The organism is Kineobactrum sediminis, from assembly GCF_002868715.1.
GTDB classification, from domain to species: domain Bacteria; phylum Pseudomonadota; class Gammaproteobacteria; order Pseudomonadales; family Halieaceae; genus Kineobactrum; species Kineobactrum sediminis.
The window spans coordinates 344,803-360,223 of the sequence record NZ_PKLZ01000008.1; the positions used below are offsets into that span (position 1 = coordinate 344,803).

Here is a 15,421-nt window from a genome sequence, read left to right on the forward strand (position 1 = left end):
GTTAAGGCACTCGGCAAACGCAAATGTCTGCAGCCGGTGCGCATCACTTAAATGAGGTATGACGCCTTTTCGCTACCACATTAAGCTGCTCAGCTATAATCATAGCCCAACTGCATAAACAGAGGTTTATCTATGCACTTACGTACCCGCATGTCACTTGCCATAGCCGCCTGCATTGCCGCCGGCAGCGGTCCCCTGTTAGCACAGGGGCTGGAAGAAGTAGTGGTTACCGCCCAGAAACGCGAGCAGTCACTGCAGGATGCACCGATTTCCATTGCCGCCTTTGATGCCAGCGACCTGGAGCAAAAAGGCGTGGCAAATCTGGACGACCTGGGTACTTCCGTACCCAATGTGAAAATTACCCGCTCACCCTCCAACACCTCGGCCGCCACCATCGCCATTCGCGGCTCGGTTACCATCAACCCCGCCGTCACCTGGGAACCCACGGTTGGCATCTATCTGGATGGCGTGTTCATCGGCAAGAATGTGGGCGCTATTTTTGACGTCGCGGAGCTGGAACGAGTCGAAATGCTCCGCGGACCACAGGGCACTCTATACGGTAAAAATACTGTTGGCGGCGCCGTCAACCTGATTACCACCAAACCATCGGGCGAATTGGGCGGCAAGGTGCGGGTTGGTGCCGGTAACTATGATCTACGGACCGTATACGCCACTATCGACACGCCCTCACTGGATCTTGGTGGCGCCGGTCAGGTCATGGCCAAATTCACAGCTTCTTACCGCAATCGCGATGGGCTATACGATAATGTTGCCGATCCCTTTGGCAACCCTCTTGCCAATGAGCCGCTGGTTAATGAGCTAAACGATATCGATAACCGCACTGGGCGCTATGACATTCTGTGGGACGCCTCCGATCGTCTGCAACTGCGGTATACCTGGGACTACAGCGATCTGGATCTTAAACCCGCCAAGAATCAGCTCACCTATCTCGACCCCGCCGACCCTTTCGGTATTAATCCCCTGCTGGCACCCTATGTGACAGCTGATAACGAAAACCGGGACACAGTGAGCCTGGATAAAGCCGCCTTTGAACGATCCAAGTCCATCTCCCGGTCCCTGTTCGCGGAATACAATATCGGAGAAATCGGCGTATTGGGTGACGTCACCTTCAAGTATATTGGCAATGACCGTACCCTGAGCTGGGATGATTCCATTGATATCGACGGCTCTCCAGTCGACCTGTTCGCGTCCAGTCGTTTCATTGACTACGACCAGGCCTCTCACGAAATACAGATGGTAGGCACCACCGAGCGCACCAATTACGTACTTGGGCTGTACTACTTTGAGGAACAGGCCGACGTTTTTAACCCGATCAGCTTTTTCCGCGGTTTCGGCAGCCCTACTCAAAACAATGAATACGGTTTTGATAACGATTCTGTGGCCGCGTTTGGCCAGGTCGAGTGGCGTCCCGGTGCTGCCATGTTCCAGGATCGCCTTTCTCTGGCTCTGGGTGTACGCTGGACGGAGGAGACAAAAGATACCTACATCTCGCACCCCGATGATATAGATCCCGTTACCGGCACACCGATTCCTTTCGCCGGCACCGCCGAGAAGAGCTTCAGCAATACCTCGCCAACCTTTGTGGCGGCCTGGGAAGTCAGTGACGATGTTAATGTTTACGGCAAAATTGCCCAGGGCTGGAAAGCGGGCGGCTTTAATGGCGAGGCACCTTTTGCGCAAGCCTTTTTCACCCCCTACGACGCGGAGGAAATCACGTCCTATGAACTGGGCGTGAAGTCGCGCTGGCTGGACAATCGCCTGCAGTTAAATGGCGCGGTCTTCCAGAACGAGTCCGAGGACATGCAGATGTCCATCTTTATTGCCGGTAACAGCGCCGCATCCGTGGTACAAAACGCCGGTGAAGCCACCATACGCGGCTTTGAGTTAGAAATGATCGCCCTGCCGATGCCGGATCTCGAACTGTCTGCCAGCTATGGCTATCTGGATGCCGAATACGGTGAGTTCATTGAAGGTGGCGTGGATGTCAAGGACCAGAAGGATTTCCCCTACACTCCCAACCACAGTGCTGCGCTTGCGGCGGAATATACCGTCTATAGCGGCGCCTGGGGCGAGCTGACCGGCCGCCTTGATTATGAGTACGTGGATCGTTACGTGCCCTATGTGGAGCCCACGCAAAATGCCACATCATCTGTCGATCCTTACCAGCTGCTGAACGGTCGCCTGACGCTGGCCAACATCCCTGTCGCTGATGGCCAGTCCCTGAAGGTGGCTCTCTGGGGTGAAAACCTGCTGGATAAAGAGTATCGGATCAATACCATCCCGTTCGGCCTGTGGACCGCGAGTTTTTATGGCGACCCGCGGACCTATGGTATCGAAGCCAGCTACGAGTTCTGAGCCACTGTCCGGTTACGTCCTGCATCCAGGGGCGTAACCGGTTATTTTCGTTAGGGCAAAGAGTGCAGCTGCGACGATGCAAGGGAGGACAGACATGGATCCACACCTCGAACACCAGTTACAGGCTCTGCTGGACAAGCAGGCAATCATGGAGTTGATCAACGCCTACTGCAACGCGGCAGACCGGCACGATAACGAAAAATTTCGCTCCCTCTATCACGATGATGCTATCGACGATCATGGCTCGTTCTTCAAGGGCCTGGCGATGGATTTTATCGATACATTGCCCGACATCCAGGCCACAATGGAAATCCTCCATCACAATGTGACTACCGTGAACATCAAGCTCGATGGTGACAAGGCCGAGGGTGAAGTCTATATCATTGCCTTTCACAAGATCCGTACCGATGATGGCCCCATTGATCTCCTGATCGGCGGGCGCTATTTCGACAAGTATGAAAAAAGAAACGGGGTGTGGAAGTTCAGTTACCGGGCGGTTGACGCCGACTGGGCCAACCTGCACCAGCCCTCCATTGTCAATCTGGACAACCCAATTGTTCGCGGTGCCCATATCGGTAAACCCGGTCGGGAAGATCCATCCTATAAGATATTTGACCTGTTACAATGGGGCCAACGGTGATTTTACCGACAAGACTACTGATACGGCCCATTAAGGAACAACGTGAACAAACAACAACAGATTGCCAACGCGAATACCCATTTACCGCCCTGCCTGCAAATCCTTAACGCTCGACTCGTCGATTTTGACAGCGACGCGGGGAACGCGGAGCTACAGTTTGAAGTCAGCGAACAGTTTTGCCATTCCGTTAATGTGGTCCAGGGTGGCAACGTTACCGCAATGCTTGACGCCGCCATGTCCCATGCGGCATTTATGCAGAACCCCGAAGTAATTGCGCTGCCGACACTAGAGCTGAAAGTCAGCTTCCTGGAGCCCACGCTGGCCGGGCCCGCCACCGCCAGGGGCCGGGTCGTGAAAGCAGGTAACAGCATTGTGTTTCTCGAGGGCACGTTGATTAACAGCGATGGCAAGATTTCGGCAACCTCAACGTCTACCGCAAAACTGGTCAAACGCAAGCAGCAGTGAGACTGCGCTGCTTTCCGGTACCAACAGGCGCAAAGCCCGGGAAAACGCACATGCAACTCTTTTCTGTTCGCCACCGATTGCTCGCCAGCTTACTTATTCTCGCAGTTCAACCGGTACAGAGCCAGGATCACATTGGCTGGCGCACCACGGGCGGCGACCCGGCCAGTAGCCATTACTCGGCCCTGGACCAGGTTAACCGCGACAATGTTGGCGAACTCAGGCTCGCCTGGCAATACCATAGTGCGCCGAGCGCAACCCTGCCCGCCAGCTCAGAGCTGCAGGTCAATCCCATTGTGATCGGGGATACTTTATACGGCAGGAATCCGTTGCATAATGTCTTCGCCCTGGACGCCGCCACCGGTGCCGAGCGCTGGACTTTTTCGCCACCGGCAGAGCACGTGGGCCTGTCCAACATGCGTGGCGTTACCTACTGGCAGGGCGAACACCGAAATAACGCCCGAATTCTGTTTACCAGCGGTCATTTTCTCATGGCCCTGAATGCACATACGGGCGCACTGATCGACAGTTTCGGCAATGGCGGCCGTGTCGATCTGCGTACCGGCCTTGGCAGGGATCCCGAGCTGCTGAGTATCAATTCACCCTCTCCCGGCGTGTTATTCGGCGACCTGATTATAATGGGCTCGGCCGTCACCGAGAGTGCCGGTGCCGCACCGGGACACATCCGCGCCTATAACGTTATCAGCGGAGAGCCTGTGTGGACATTTCATACGATTCCACAACCGGGCGAGTTTGGCCACGACACCTGGCCCGAAGCAGCCTGGGAATATGCCGGTGGCGCCAACGCCTGGGCGGGAATGAGCGTGGATGTAGAGCGCGGCGTCGTATATGTCCCCACCGGCTCCCCTACCCCGGACTTTGATGGTTCCCGGCGCAAGGGCGCCAACCTGTTTGGCAACACCCTTCTGGCCCTGGATGCCCGCACCGGTAAACGCCTGTGGCACTACCAGACCGTGCATCACGATCTCTGGGACCGCGACCTCAGTTCGGCGCCTGCACTGGTAACGGTGATGGAGGCCGGCGAGACCAGGGACCTGGTGGCACAGGCTTCCAAGGAAGGCGTTGTTTACCTGCTGGATCGCGACACGGGCGAACCCGTATTCCCCATTGAGGAGGTACCCGTACCGGCATCCGATATTCCCGGCACGTGGAGTTATCCCACCCAACCGCGGGTCACGCTGCCCGAACCCTTTGCCCGCCAGACCATGACCATTGATGACCTCACCAACATTACTCCCGAGGCTAACGCTGCGGCGAAGAAGGTCTGGCAGCAGGCGCACGATCTGGTGTATCTGCGCCCACCCGGGTTGCGGAAAAGCATTCTGCTGCCAGGATTCTACGGTGGCGCGAACTGGGGCGGTGGCGCCTTTGATCCCGCTACAAATCTTTACTATATCAATGCGACCAATGCACCCAACATCATCAGCATGGAGCCGGTACAGGTGAATCGTGGCTCGACCATGGATGTGGGGGAATTCGTCTTTCGGGAGCAGTGCAGTGGTTGCCATGGTGTCAACCTCGAGGGCTTTTATCCCTATGCCCCCGCCCTGACCGGCGTCGAACAGCGCCTGACCAAGCGCGAGGCAATGGCCATTGTCACCTCTGGAAAAGGCCGCATGATGCCCTTTGCCCACCTCTCCCAACACGAACGCGATGCGGCGGTGGACTACCTGTTCGCCTATAGCGCCAACACCCTGGCCGAAATTCCGGAGACGGAGCAGGACGCCGCTGAGCAGGAAACGGTGTATGTGTTCGCAGGCTACAAGGATTTTGTAGACGAAAGGTACTACCCCGCCATAAAGCCGCCCTGGGGCACGCTGACCGCCATTAATCTGGCCACTGGCAAGCACCAGTGGCAGATTCCGCTGGGGGAATACGAGGAACTGAGCAAAGAAGGCATCGCACCCACCGGGACCCGCAATTTTGGCGGCCCTGTAGTCACCGCAGGCGGCCTGCTGATTATCGCTGCCACCTCTGATGAGAAACTACGCATCTTTGACAAGGCAAATGGCACCCTGTTGTGGGAATACGCGCTACCGGCGGCAGGTTATGCCACCCCCGCAACGTATGCGATCAAGGGTCGACAATATATTGTCATCACCGCCAGTGGCGGCAAGCTCGGTACCGCAACCGGGGACCAGTACCTGGCCTTTACATTGCCTGAACAGCCCGCAAACTAGCGGGCGCCACCAGCGGCCTTTAACAGGCTATCGGCGCGGGAAAAATAGTCAGCTGCGTTTTCATCAATCCGGCCGGGTTCCCCGCGCTCGGAGCCTATGTGAATTTCTTCCAGGCTCTCTTCCAGCATCTCCAGTTCACTTTCGATGCGTTCCAGCGCATTCTCCAGCGTATAAGTCAAAAGGTGAATTTGGTTGAAATCATCGCCCTGAACTTCTCCGCTGTCGAGAGTATCGCGCAATCGGGCATTGTAGCTCTCCAGGTTGGCAAACGCTTCTTCCAAAGTCGCGGAAGGCTCGCCCCTGAAATGACCGGGGCGGTCATCGGCGCTGGCCTGGGAGGCAAACAGGACCCAGACAGCCAGAGGGAATACAATAAATACGAACTTCATAATACTCTCCGAAAGTTACCTTGCCCGGGTGAGATAATATACCAAAAAGGCCGGCCATATCGTGCCACAACGATACTGGCTATACGAGCGTCTTTTATTGTCATAAATTATGACATATTATACTCTGTTACGGGGATGGCAACGCTCTATACCCGGGCACACAGCTTGCCCTGGCAAGTGTGCTTGCGAGGCCAACCCAGACACTGAACAGGACAGCAACCATGATTGATCTACGTTCTCATTGCCCATGGACCAGGCTGATCCTGTTGCTTTCACTCAGTGCATGGGGCTTGCTGAGCGCTGCAGCAGGCATCGCCCAACCCCAACCGAACATCGTACTGATCGTGGTTGACGATGCTGCACTGATGGACCTGGGCGCCTATGGTGGCGAAGCACGAACACCTCATATCGATGCGCTGGCAGAACGCGGGGCACTGTTCACCCACTATCGTACCTCGCCATTGTGCGCCCCTTCCAGGGCGATGCTACTGACCGGGCTGAATAATCACCAGACCGGTGTCGCCTCAATACCCGAAATCCTGCCACAGGAACATAAGAACAACCCGGCTACCTGATGCAGCTTGCGCCCGGCGTTGAGACGGTTGCCGACCGGCTGGGTGAGCGTGGCTACCGTACACTGATGTCGGGGAAATGGCATCTGGGCGACGAGTTCACCACGCTACCCAACGCCCATGGCTTTGACCAGAGTTTTGCGCTGGCCGCATCTGGCGCCGACAACTGGGAGCAACGCACTTACATGCCCTACTACGCCGATGCGCCGTGGTTCGAAAACGGGCAACCAGCCTCTTTGCCCGAGGATTTTTACTCGTCGCGCTTCATTGTCGACAAAATGATCGATTACATTGGTAACTCACCACAAGAGCAGACGCCATTTTTCGCACTGGTTGCCTTTCAGGCCATTCATATCCCGGTGCAGGCACCCGCTGAATTTGTTGCCCGCTACAAGGGGGTCTACGACCGCGGCTGGGATGCGTTGCGACTTGAGCGGTGGCGCAAGGCACAGACGCTGGGCCTGATACCAGAGGGGGCGCCACTGGGCAATATGCACCCCTCACTACGGCGCTGGGAAACACTGTCGGCGAATGAGCAGCGCACCGCCAGCACCCGTATGGAAGTTAACGCCGCCATGCTTGATGCCATGGACCACCACATCGGCCGCTTGCTACAACATCTTCAGAGCGAGGGCGTGCTCGACCAGACGATTATAATTCTGACATCGGATAATGGGCCCGAGGGTTCGGACCCCACTGATCAGCTTTCATTCAGGGCCTGGGCCGCCCTGACAGGCTACGACCTGGACGACCAGGATACCCCGGGGGAACGCAGCAGTTACGGCTTTATCGGGCCGGAGTGGGCCAGTGCCGCCGCCTCGCCATTCAGCCTGTTCAAGTTCTATACCACCGAAGGCGGAATCCGGGTGCCGCTTGTCATCAGCGGTCCCGGGATCCCGGAAAATGCACGCTTTGAACAGCGCACCATGCTTACGGACATTACCCCAACTATCCTTGAACTGACGGGGACGGGGGCACTGCGCCCGCCCGCCGATGCCATTACCGGCCACAGTCTGGTGCCCCTGCTACGCGGGCAGGTGGACAGCGTATACCGTACCGATGAGCCCATTATCATGGAGATAACCGGTAATATCGCGGTGCTAAAGGGTGACTACAAACTGATAAGAACCCTGCGGCCGCTGGGTGATGGCAGCTGGCGCCTGTTCGATCTGGCGCAAGACCCGGGCGAGACTCGCAACCTTTACACGGAGCTACCTGCAGTGGCCGCAGAGCTGTCAGCTGACTATGACCACTACGCGCTAACCCAGGGAGTACTGCCAGTTGGCGATGATTTTAACCCGTGGCAGCAAATTTACATCAACAGTACGCTGGCAATAGTTTCACGTAACGCGCTGGCGTTTACAGCGGTGGCACTCGTGATACTGTTGCTGCTATACGGTTTTATACGCAATCGCAGTCGACGCCGCAGCACCGGGTCGCCTGCCGCAGGATCGCCTGCCGCAGGATCGCCTGCCGCAGGATCGCCTGCCGCAGGATCGCCTGCCGCAAATAATACGAGGTCAGACCCGTGAAAAAACTCCTGGCAGTCATCCTGGTTGTAATACTGACTGCCTCGGCCGTTTACAGCCTGCGCGGCGCGATCGCCGAACGGGTAATGAGCCGCGCGGCGGCGGGCATGATGAGCGCAAATACCGTTGAAACCCTGGAGGATGGCCTGCATGTTGCCCTGTGCGGCGCAGGGGGTCCCCTGCCGGACGCCATACGATCCGGGCCGTGCCTGGCGGTCACCGCCGGGGATAAACTGTTTATCATCGACGCCGGCACCAACGGTGTGCGCAACCTCGGCCGCATGCGCTATCCAATCGGCGATATTGAAGCGGTGTTTCTCACCCACTTCCATTCCGATCACATTGACGGCCTGGGTGAAATGGCTACGCTGCGCTGGGTCCAGGGCAATCACACTGAACAGTTGCCGGTCTATGGCCCCGAAGGCGTGGATGAGATCGTCGACGGCTTCAACCGAGCCTATGCGCTGGATGCCAGGTACCGCACCGCTCACCATGGCGAGCAGGTGGTGCCTCCCAGTGGCGCCGGCATGCTCGCAAAAGCGTTTGCTACGGCCGCCGATGGTGATTTAATCACGATCTACCAGAAACACGGTGTGACCATCAGCGCCCTGGTGGTTGACCATGACCCTGTGGACCCGGCGGTTGGCTACCTGGTCAGCTATGGTGGTCGCAGCGCACTTGTTTCCGGCGACACCAACAAATCGACCCTTGTGCAACAGCACGCCCGGGACGTTGACCTGCTGGTACACGAGGCGCTGGCACCGCACCTGGTCATGATCATGAACAAGGCGGCAACGGAAACCGGCAACACGGGCCTGGCAAAAATTACCCTGGACATCCTCGACTACCACGCAAGCCCGGTGCAGGCGGCGGAAATCGCCCGTGATGCGAACGTGGGCCATCTGCTGTATTACCACATTGTGCCGGCCCTGCCGCCCCTTCCGGGCATAGAGACCGCCTGGCTAAAGGGTGTCGATGACATCTTCAGTGAGCATACCCTGGGGCGCGATGGCACCGTAATCTCATTACCCGCCAACTCCGGCACCATCCGCGTGCATCGGCATCGGCTCTAATGCATCGCAAGGGCCCGCGTCGCAAGACTGCGGGCAGGGCAGATTGCAATCACCCCGCAGGGAATTAAACTCGCGCGACCAGTCTATTCCAGCACCGCCGGGTCGCGGCGAATTTCCTTGCGGGCCATAGCCTCCCACAGGAACGGGAAACCGTTACCATCAACCATCCCGCCAAACTGCTCGACCACCTCGTCACGAATTGCCCGACCGCCACCGAGGGCCTCGACATGCCAGGCCTGGCGACAGCGCCACTCCAGGGTCAGGGCGCGCAGGTGTGCCTGGCGAATATCATTCGCCACTACCAGCACGCCATGATTGGCGAGCAGCGCCCACTTCGCCTGGCCCAGACCACGGGCACATTTTTCACCTTCGCTGGCGGCATTGACAGCACTGTTGTATTCGTCAAACAACAGCAACTCGCCGTTGACCTGGGCCGAAGTCTGGTCGTAAACCGGCGGTACGCGCTGGGCGTTAGCCCACACAGTGCCGAAGCGTGAGTGATTGTGGATAATGACTCCCACATCGGGTCGCAGAGCGTGGATCTCCAGATGCAGGTTGATCGCGGGGGTTACGTTCCAGTGACCTTCGATCACCTTACCCTGCTGGTCAACCCGCACGATATCGCTGGCGCCCAGCTCATCCCAGGCCAGTTCCCAGGGATTAACCAGCAGGCTCCCGTCCGCCTGTTTACTGCTGATATGGCCGGCGATATGGTCATCATAACCCTCCGCATACAATAACCGGCACAGCAGCGCCAGTTCTGCCTGGGGCGTCAACTCCGGCAATAATGGCTTTTGCCGCGGTACCGGTGCCATCTGTTTCATCAATTCTTCGTTCACAGTTTCTCCCTGTTTCCGGAAATGGCCGCCGCTCAGGCAGCAAGTGTCTTGCCCAGGACCCTGTCACCAGTAATGGTCGTACGATGGATCAAACGCTTGTCACCGGGGCGTATACCGGGTGCCGAATGCATGAAACGCCAGTTGTCCCAGAGCACCATATCGCCGGTTTGCCATTTGTGCAGGTAAGTGAATTCAGGCCTTACCACATGTTCGACCAGCTCCTGCAATAGCGCGTCGCTCTCGTCCTTGTCCACATTATGGAGATGGTCCATGAACATGGGGCAGACATTCAGGGATTTGCGACCGGTTTCAGGGTGCACAAATACCAGCGGGTACAGGGAGTCCGGGAAATCCGGAAACCCCGCCTCTGCCGGCGTTTTCGGTGCACCGGCCCCGGGGCGGTAATCGCGGGTATCAAGGAATGGCATGCTCAGCAGATTTACCTCAAAGCGATAAACCACTTCCAGTCCGTCGATACGGGCTTTCATATCCTCTGACAGGGCATCATAGGCTTTGCTCTGGTCGCCAAAACCGGTCTCGCCGTCGTGTTCCGGCAGCACGACCGCACGCAGAATGGCCCCTCGATTGGGTTTGGCGGTATAGATAAGGTCCTTGTGCCAGGGCAGCCGGCCGATTACTGGCTCGCCGTGCCACCAGGACACCGGGTTCATGCGCTCGTCTTCGCTGTTGAGTTCCATCAGCTCCGGATACTCCTTCGAGCGAATACTCTCCAGCGGGTGCGCCTCAATGTCGCCAAATAACTTGCTGAACTCGATCTGCGCCTGCGGTGACACGTTGCTGCCTCGGATCAGCATGATGCCGTGCTCAAGCCATAACGACTGCAGCTGGTGTTTCTCGGCATCGCTGATCGCCACATTAAAATCCAGGCCGCTGACTGCGACACCGAACTGTTCGCAGAGTGGATCAATAGTAAAACTCATGACGGGCTCCTTATTATCGCCAGTATAAAACCCCCTGACTTCAAGCTCTCTATTATCAACGACCCGCCGCCCAACGCCATGCCTGCGATCGGCGCAGTCTCCGGCGGTTCACACAGTTGTACTTCCAGCCTCGCAGATACCTCGATCAACCATCTGCCCTGGGCCACAGGCCGCCAAGGGCTGTTCCGGGCCGCCTGGCTAGTCAGGTTTAAGGGACACACAGTAAAACCGGCCCTATACTGCGCCATGAAGCAACCCTGACACACAGGCTATTACCCCCATGAACTCTGCAGCCAACACCAATGCGCCTTACGCCGCCAGGACAAGCAACCGCTCACCGGAAAACGGGCTTGTCTTCTGGGGGGTTGTTGCCTCCCCCTACCAACTGAAGATGCAGGCGCTGGCCGACTCTGGAGGAGTTCCATGGCAGCGCTGGCCTGATCAGGCGGGTTTTCTTAATGCCCTGAAAACACCTGTGCGACTGGCGAGGTCGCGCCGTACGCAAACTATCGGCCGCTTTCCCCAGCGGATACCCGGCCTCGATGAATACCCGGCAGTACCCTATTATTCCCTGGATGGAGAGACGTTTCATTACGATTCCACCGGTCTCGCCCTGCACCTTGACCACCTGAAAGCCTGCCCGCAACCCCTGCTACCTGAGCACCCGGCACTGCGTTTCGTTTGTCGCCTGATTGATGAGGCCTACGATGAATTCGGGCTTTACATGGTCCATCACAATCGCTGGGTAACGTCCGCCGCCACCAACATCATGGGGGAAACCACCAGCAGGGAAATGCGCAAACTACTGCCACCGGGAAGTCGCCGGCGATTTGGCCGCAAGTTGGCGGAACGCCAGGTCAGGCGCTGTTGCTATCTGTTCAGCGCGGCGCCGGAGGGGTTTTCTGCTGGTGTCGACAAAAACCTGACCGTACAGGCCAGGCCCGGATTCCCCGCCACCCATGAACTGCTCGACAATGCCTGGCGACGCTATCTTGCGGCTATGGAACAGGTGCTGCGTGAACAACCTTTTCTGTTGGGTGACCGCTTCACCCTGGCTGACGCCAGCGCCTATGGCCAGCTGGGCATGAACCTGAGTGATGGCCGCGCGGCTGAACTGCTGGAGCAACTGGCACCGCGTACCTTTGCCTGGCTAGGCATGATCCGCAACGGGGAGCACGTCAATAGTACCGGCAATCTCTACCTGAGCCCGCATTTAGAAGCGCTACTGGACATTATCGCCGGGACATTCATACCGCTGATGCAACAGAACGAAGCTGCTTATTGCAGCGCTTTAACGCACGGGCAAACGCTGTTCAATGAAGCGGCATTTGACCGTGGAGAAGCACTGTATGATGGCACCTTGATGGATCGGCCTTTTCGGGCAGTGGTGAAAACATTCCAGGTGATAGTGTGGCGGGAGTTATGCCTGCACTGGGAGGGATTGGCAGCCAGTGATCGCGAACAGCTAAAGTCTGTGCTGCCAGTACTGGTGAATTCAGCTTTCACCCTGCAAGGGGCAGATAGAACTGCTCATACCAGCGCCTCAATTTATTGATCGGCCCGTCCCCGTCGCAGAGAATGGGGTCAGCCCGGAAGACCTTGTCTTTCCAGATTTCCACATCCTGGCCAAACGCGGCATGGGCGGTCTGCGCATAGAGTTCAACAAACTCGGCAGGCAGGGGCTCATCGGTAAGACTGTTTAAAATCACCGCGCTGCACAGGTCCACTTCCTCGTCGTTCACCGGCGTATGATAATTCACCCACCAACTGCTGAAGCTCATGAGTTCGCTGCGTACCTCGGTGTAGTAATACATGATCGCCGGGCCGTGATAGGTCGCATCACCCCAGGCATCCGAGCGCTGCTCAACTGCCTGCTGGCTCATGGCTTGCAAATCAAAGGGCAGGTCTGGCGGAATCACCATTTGCGCATTCGCCGAGCGATCAACGGTGGAAAGCTGGGTCACGGTGCGTTCGCCAAAACGATTTTCAAAGGCCCGGACCTCGCCACCATGGACGTGGGGGAAATGGGCAATATCGACTATGTTTTCAATAACGTCACAGGGTTGAGCGCGAATCCGGGAGCGGTGAAAGTGCCAGTCACCCCAACTATCGGGCCCCCATGCGCTGATGTCGGGCAAGTAGTCCTCCGGAGGGTTATCGTCCGGGTCATACCACAGTGAGATAAAACCGTTTTTTTCCAGCAATGGCCAGCCCCGCAGTGCCCGCCTGGCTTTATCCGGTATCTTGCCGGCGTAGGGGATTGACACGCATTCGCCATCTCCGGCGAAAGTCCAGCCATGGAATGGACAGGCGATGGTATCGCCAATCAGGCGACCACCATCACTGGCAAGGTGAGCACCCAGGTGAGGGCAATGGGCATCGACAACCGCCGCCGCACCGGACTCGCCCCGAAAGAGCACCAGATCCCGGTTGAAATAATGTAAGCGCTGGACCTCGCCTACGGCAAGCTCCCGGGAAAAGCGCACAATATGCCAGCCCCGGGCGAAATGCCCGGGCTCGAGAAACGCGTAACGGTAATCACTCATTGGATACTCCATCGTGGCCGAAGGCATGGCGTGCGGCGATATAGGCAAAGGTCATTGCCGAACCAATCGTGGCGCCGGCACCGGGATAGGTATCGCCCATGACCGCAGCACTGGTATTGCCCGCCGCATACAGTCCGGTAATTTCTTTTCCCGACTCGTGCAATACGCGACCGAATTCATCACACAACAATCCGCCCTTGGTGTCGAGATCACCCGCCTCACAGCGCATGGCGTAGTAGGGGCCGGTTTCCAGAGGCCCCAGGCATGGATTGGGCTGGATTTTGGGATCCGCGTAGTAGCGGTCGTGCTCACTGTCACCGCGACCGAAATCGGGATCTTTACCCACACGGGCATTGGCGTTAAAGCGGTTGATGGTGGCCTCCAGCGCGACCGCATCAATACCCAGTGCTTCCGCCAGCGCGGGCAGGGTGTCAGCGCGGGTCAACAGGCCGGAGCTGAACAACTCCTCGGGCAGGCTCGCATCTGACGTAAACTTGCCGGGCTTGATATGGCCCACCGGATAGTTCTGTCGGTAGGTGGCATCAAACAGCAGATAACAGGGTATTGCGCCCTCCCCTCGCAGCTCACTCGCGTACTGGTCCTTGACCACATCCTCATAAGGCTGGGCTTCGTTGGTAAAACGCAGCCCCTGCCGGTTGATCAGCACTGAACCGGGATACGCCTTGCCGGCGATCAGGGCAAGCACGCGGCCGTCAGGCATCCGATATGTAGGAGACCACCAGGCGCTGCCCATAAAATCGAGGTCCGCGCCGAGAGAAAGGCCCAGGGTAATGCCATCGCCCGTGGCACCGGTAGCGGCCGCAGTCCATTCGGCGCCGATAGGTGCCTGTTGGTACTGCTGGCGCATCGCCGTGTTTTTCGAAAAACCACCCGTGGCCAACAATACACCCTTGCGCGCCGTAATCCGGCAAGGGATGCCGTCGCGCTCAACAATGGCGCCCGTCACACGGTCCCCCTCCACCAGCAACTCACGGATGGGCGTATTCAGCCACAGGGGAATATCGCGATCCAGCAGGGAGCGCCGCAGTCGGGCGACCAGCGCCGGGCCGAGCGTTGCACGCTGGTCCGTTTTTCCCCGCAACCGCGATGGCAAATCCAGCCAGTAGCGTAGCAATAACCGGAATCCCAACCAGTAAGCAGCCGCGTTCATGTCACCCAGACAACGTCCTTCAGGTACTGTGACATTGAATTTCAACAGTCCGTGAAAATCGTCACGAATGAAGTCTGCTTCGTCACCAAGCCGGCGCAGGGAGAAAAAGCCGGGGTCCATCGAGCGGCCACCGGACTTATAGCCGTCGACCTCCTCGTAGTAGTCCATATAAGTGGGCAGGGGGCTGTAGTCGACGTGGCTGTGGGCCATCATGAAAGCCAGCATTTCCGACGCACGCTGCGCATAGGCGCGCAATCGCGGTTCACTGACCGACTCGCCGATCAGGCCCTTCAGGTATTGCCACCCTTCTTCCGCACTGTCGCCGATACCGAATTCCGCCTGTCGATGATTTCCCGGAATCCAGATAACGCCACCAGACTTGCAGGTGGTACCGCCATAGCGTGGTTCCTTCTCCACCACCAGTACTGCTCCCCCCAATTGGTGCGCGACCACGGCGCCTGTCATACCCGCGGCACCACTGCCGGCGACCAGCCAGTCGACTTCATATTCTGTCTGCAAGCGTACTCCCATCTGTTATTGGTCTAAAAACGGAGGCTTCAGCATAGAGCGGATCACGGCCAAGCTGGAACCCGGGTATGGTCAAATACAGGTATGGTATGAATGTCTGAACAGCCCGGCATCAACCTGCCGATCCTCTGCTACGCTATTAACTGTGAATACA

The 15,421-nt window shown here is 57.7% G+C and carries 13 protein-coding genes and 1 pseudogene; 8 read left to right on the forward strand and 6 right to left on the reverse strand.

From position 1 onward, the window contains the following. Positions 1-132 precede the first annotated feature (132 nt). The 4 genes from CWI75_RS11360 to CWI75_RS11375 all read left to right on the forward strand — a co-directional run bounded on the left by CWI75_RS11360 (position 133) and on the right by CWI75_RS11375 (position 5,679). On the forward strand, positions 133-2,376 hold the full coding sequence (locus tag CWI75_RS11360; RefSeq protein ID WP_101521608.1) for a TonB-dependent receptor: 2,244 nt from the start codon (positions 133-135) through the stop codon (positions 2,374-2,376). Positions 2,377-2,470: 94 nt separating this feature from the next. After that, the gene (locus CWI75_RS11365; RefSeq protein WP_101521609.1) at positions 2,471-3,016 is read left to right on the forward strand and encodes a nuclear transport factor 2 family protein; all 546 of its coding nucleotides are present in this window, start codon (positions 2,471-2,473) and stop codon (positions 3,014-3,016) included. Between the two features lie 42 nt (positions 3,017-3,058). Continuing rightward, complete coding sequence (locus CWI75_RS11370) at positions 3,059-3,481, forward strand: PaaI family thioesterase (RefSeq protein ID WP_101521610.1); 423 nt, start codon at positions 3,059-3,061, stop codon at positions 3,479-3,481. A 50-nt stretch (positions 3,482-3,531) separates the two neighbouring features. Then, positions 3,532-5,679: an outer membrane protein assembly factor BamB family protein gene (locus tag CWI75_RS11375; protein ID WP_101521611.1), complete on the forward strand. Its 2,148-nt coding sequence runs from the start codon at positions 3,532-3,534 to the stop codon at positions 5,677-5,679. Here the strand turns inward: CWI75_RS11375 and CWI75_RS11380 are convergent. Then, the gene (locus tag CWI75_RS11380) at positions 5,676-6,068 is read right to left on the reverse strand and encodes a DUF6746 family protein (protein ID WP_101521612.1); all 393 of its coding nucleotides are present in this window, start codon (positions 6,066-6,068) and stop codon (positions 5,676-5,678) included. The two genes, CWI75_RS11375 and CWI75_RS11380, sit on opposite strands and share 4 nt — an antisense overlap. 221 nt (positions 6,069-6,289) lie before the next feature. Between CWI75_RS11380 and CWI75_RS18825 the strand changes: the two genes are divergently transcribed. Further along, the gene (locus CWI75_RS18825) at positions 6,290-6,643 is read left to right on the forward strand and encodes a sulfatase-like hydrolase/transferase (RefSeq protein ID WP_206604704.1); all 354 of its coding nucleotides are present in this window, start codon (positions 6,290-6,292) and stop codon (positions 6,641-6,643) included. Beyond that, a pseudogene (locus CWI75_RS18690) lies at positions 6,643-7,791 on the forward strand (sulfatase-like hydrolase/transferase); the annotation flags it as partial. The gene CWI75_RS18825 and the pseudogene CWI75_RS18690, both read left to right, overlap by 1 nt. Before the next feature lie 250 nt (positions 7,792-8,041). Here CWI75_RS18690 and CWI75_RS18915 read toward each other — a convergent pair. Continuing rightward, complete coding sequence (locus CWI75_RS18915; protein ID WP_206604705.1) at positions 8,042-8,191, reverse strand: pentapeptide repeat-containing protein; 150 nt, start codon at positions 8,189-8,191, stop codon at positions 8,042-8,044. On the opposite strand from CWI75_RS18915, the gene CWI75_RS11390 reads away from it, so the two are divergent. Then, the gene (locus CWI75_RS11390) at positions 8,169-9,242 is read left to right on the forward strand and encodes an MBL fold metallo-hydrolase (protein WP_241521182.1); all 1,074 of its coding nucleotides are present in this window, start codon (positions 8,169-8,171) and stop codon (positions 9,240-9,242) included. The two genes, CWI75_RS18915 and CWI75_RS11390, sit on opposite strands and share 23 nt — an antisense overlap. A gap of 83 nt (positions 9,243-9,325) precedes the next feature. Here CWI75_RS11390 and CWI75_RS11395 read toward each other — a convergent pair whose 3' ends face one another. Continuing rightward, the gene (locus tag CWI75_RS11395) at positions 9,326-10,081 is read right to left on the reverse strand and encodes a class II aldolase/adducin family protein (protein WP_241521183.1); all 756 of its coding nucleotides are present in this window, start codon (positions 10,079-10,081) and stop codon (positions 9,326-9,328) included. 32 nt (positions 10,082-10,113) lie between these two features. After that, the gene (locus CWI75_RS11400; RefSeq protein ID WP_101521613.1) at positions 10,114-11,022 is read right to left on the reverse strand and encodes a TauD/TfdA dioxygenase family protein; all 909 of its coding nucleotides are present in this window, start codon (positions 11,020-11,022) and stop codon (positions 10,114-10,116) included. 280 nt (positions 11,023-11,302) lie between these two features. Between CWI75_RS11400 and CWI75_RS11410 the strand changes: the two genes are divergently transcribed. Further along, positions 11,303-12,577, forward strand: coding sequence for a glutathione S-transferase C-terminal domain-containing protein (locus tag CWI75_RS11410; RefSeq protein WP_101521615.1), 1,275 nt, complete (start codon positions 11,303-11,305; stop codon positions 12,575-12,577). On the opposite strand, the gene CWI75_RS11415 is transcribed toward CWI75_RS11410, so the two are convergent. Both CWI75_RS11415 and CWI75_RS11420 read right to left on the reverse strand, forming a co-directional pair. Then, the gene (locus CWI75_RS11415) at positions 12,525-13,568 is read right to left on the reverse strand and encodes a 3-ketosteroid-9-alpha-monooxygenase, oxygenase component (protein ID WP_162300055.1); all 1,044 of its coding nucleotides are present in this window, start codon (positions 13,566-13,568) and stop codon (positions 12,525-12,527) included. The genes CWI75_RS11410 and CWI75_RS11415 overlap by 53 nt on opposite strands. Further along, entirely contained in the window at positions 13,561-15,258 is a 1,698-nt protein-coding gene (locus CWI75_RS11420; RefSeq protein ID WP_162300056.1) for an FAD-binding protein, read from the reverse strand. The genes CWI75_RS11415 and CWI75_RS11420 overlap by 8 nt, the downstream gene beginning before the upstream one ends. Positions 15,259-15,421: the final 163 nt, after the last annotated feature.

What these genes read in the sequence shown, in the direction of transcription:
- CWI75_RS18915 (WP_206604705.1), bottom strand. Translation starts at nt 8,191, where the DNA reads ATGACTGCCAGGAGTTTTTTCACGGGTCTGACCTCGTATTATTTGCGG.
- CWI75_RS11410 (WP_101521615.1), top strand. Translation starts at nt 11,303, where the DNA reads ATGAACTCTGCAGCCAACACCAATGCGCCTTACGCCGCCAGGACAAGC.
- CWI75_RS11380 (WP_101521612.1), bottom strand. Translation starts at nt 6,068, where the DNA reads ATGAAGTTCGTATTTATTGTATTCCCTCTGGCTGTCTGGGTCCTGTTT.
- CWI75_RS11375 (WP_101521611.1), top strand. Translation starts at nt 3,532, where the DNA reads ATGCAACTCTTTTCTGTTCGCCACCGATTGCTCGCCAGCTTACTTATT.
- CWI75_RS11365 (WP_101521609.1), top strand. Translation starts at nt 2,471, where the DNA reads ATGGATCCACACCTCGAACACCAGTTACAGGCTCTGCTGGACAAGCAG.
- CWI75_RS11360 (WP_101521608.1), top strand. Translation starts at nt 133, where the DNA reads ATGCACTTACGTACCCGCATGTCACTTGCCATAGCCGCCTGCATTGCC.
- CWI75_RS11415 (WP_162300055.1), bottom strand. Translation starts at nt 13,568, where the DNA reads ATGAGTGATTACCGTTACGCGTTTCTCGAGCCCGGGCATTTCGCCCGG.
- CWI75_RS11400 (WP_101521613.1), bottom strand. Translation starts at nt 11,022, where the DNA reads ATGAGTTTTACTATTGATCCACTCTGCGAACAGTTCGGTGTCGCAGTC.
- CWI75_RS18825 (WP_206604704.1), top strand. Translation starts at nt 6,290, where the DNA reads ATGATTGATCTACGTTCTCATTGCCCATGGACCAGGCTGATCCTGTTG.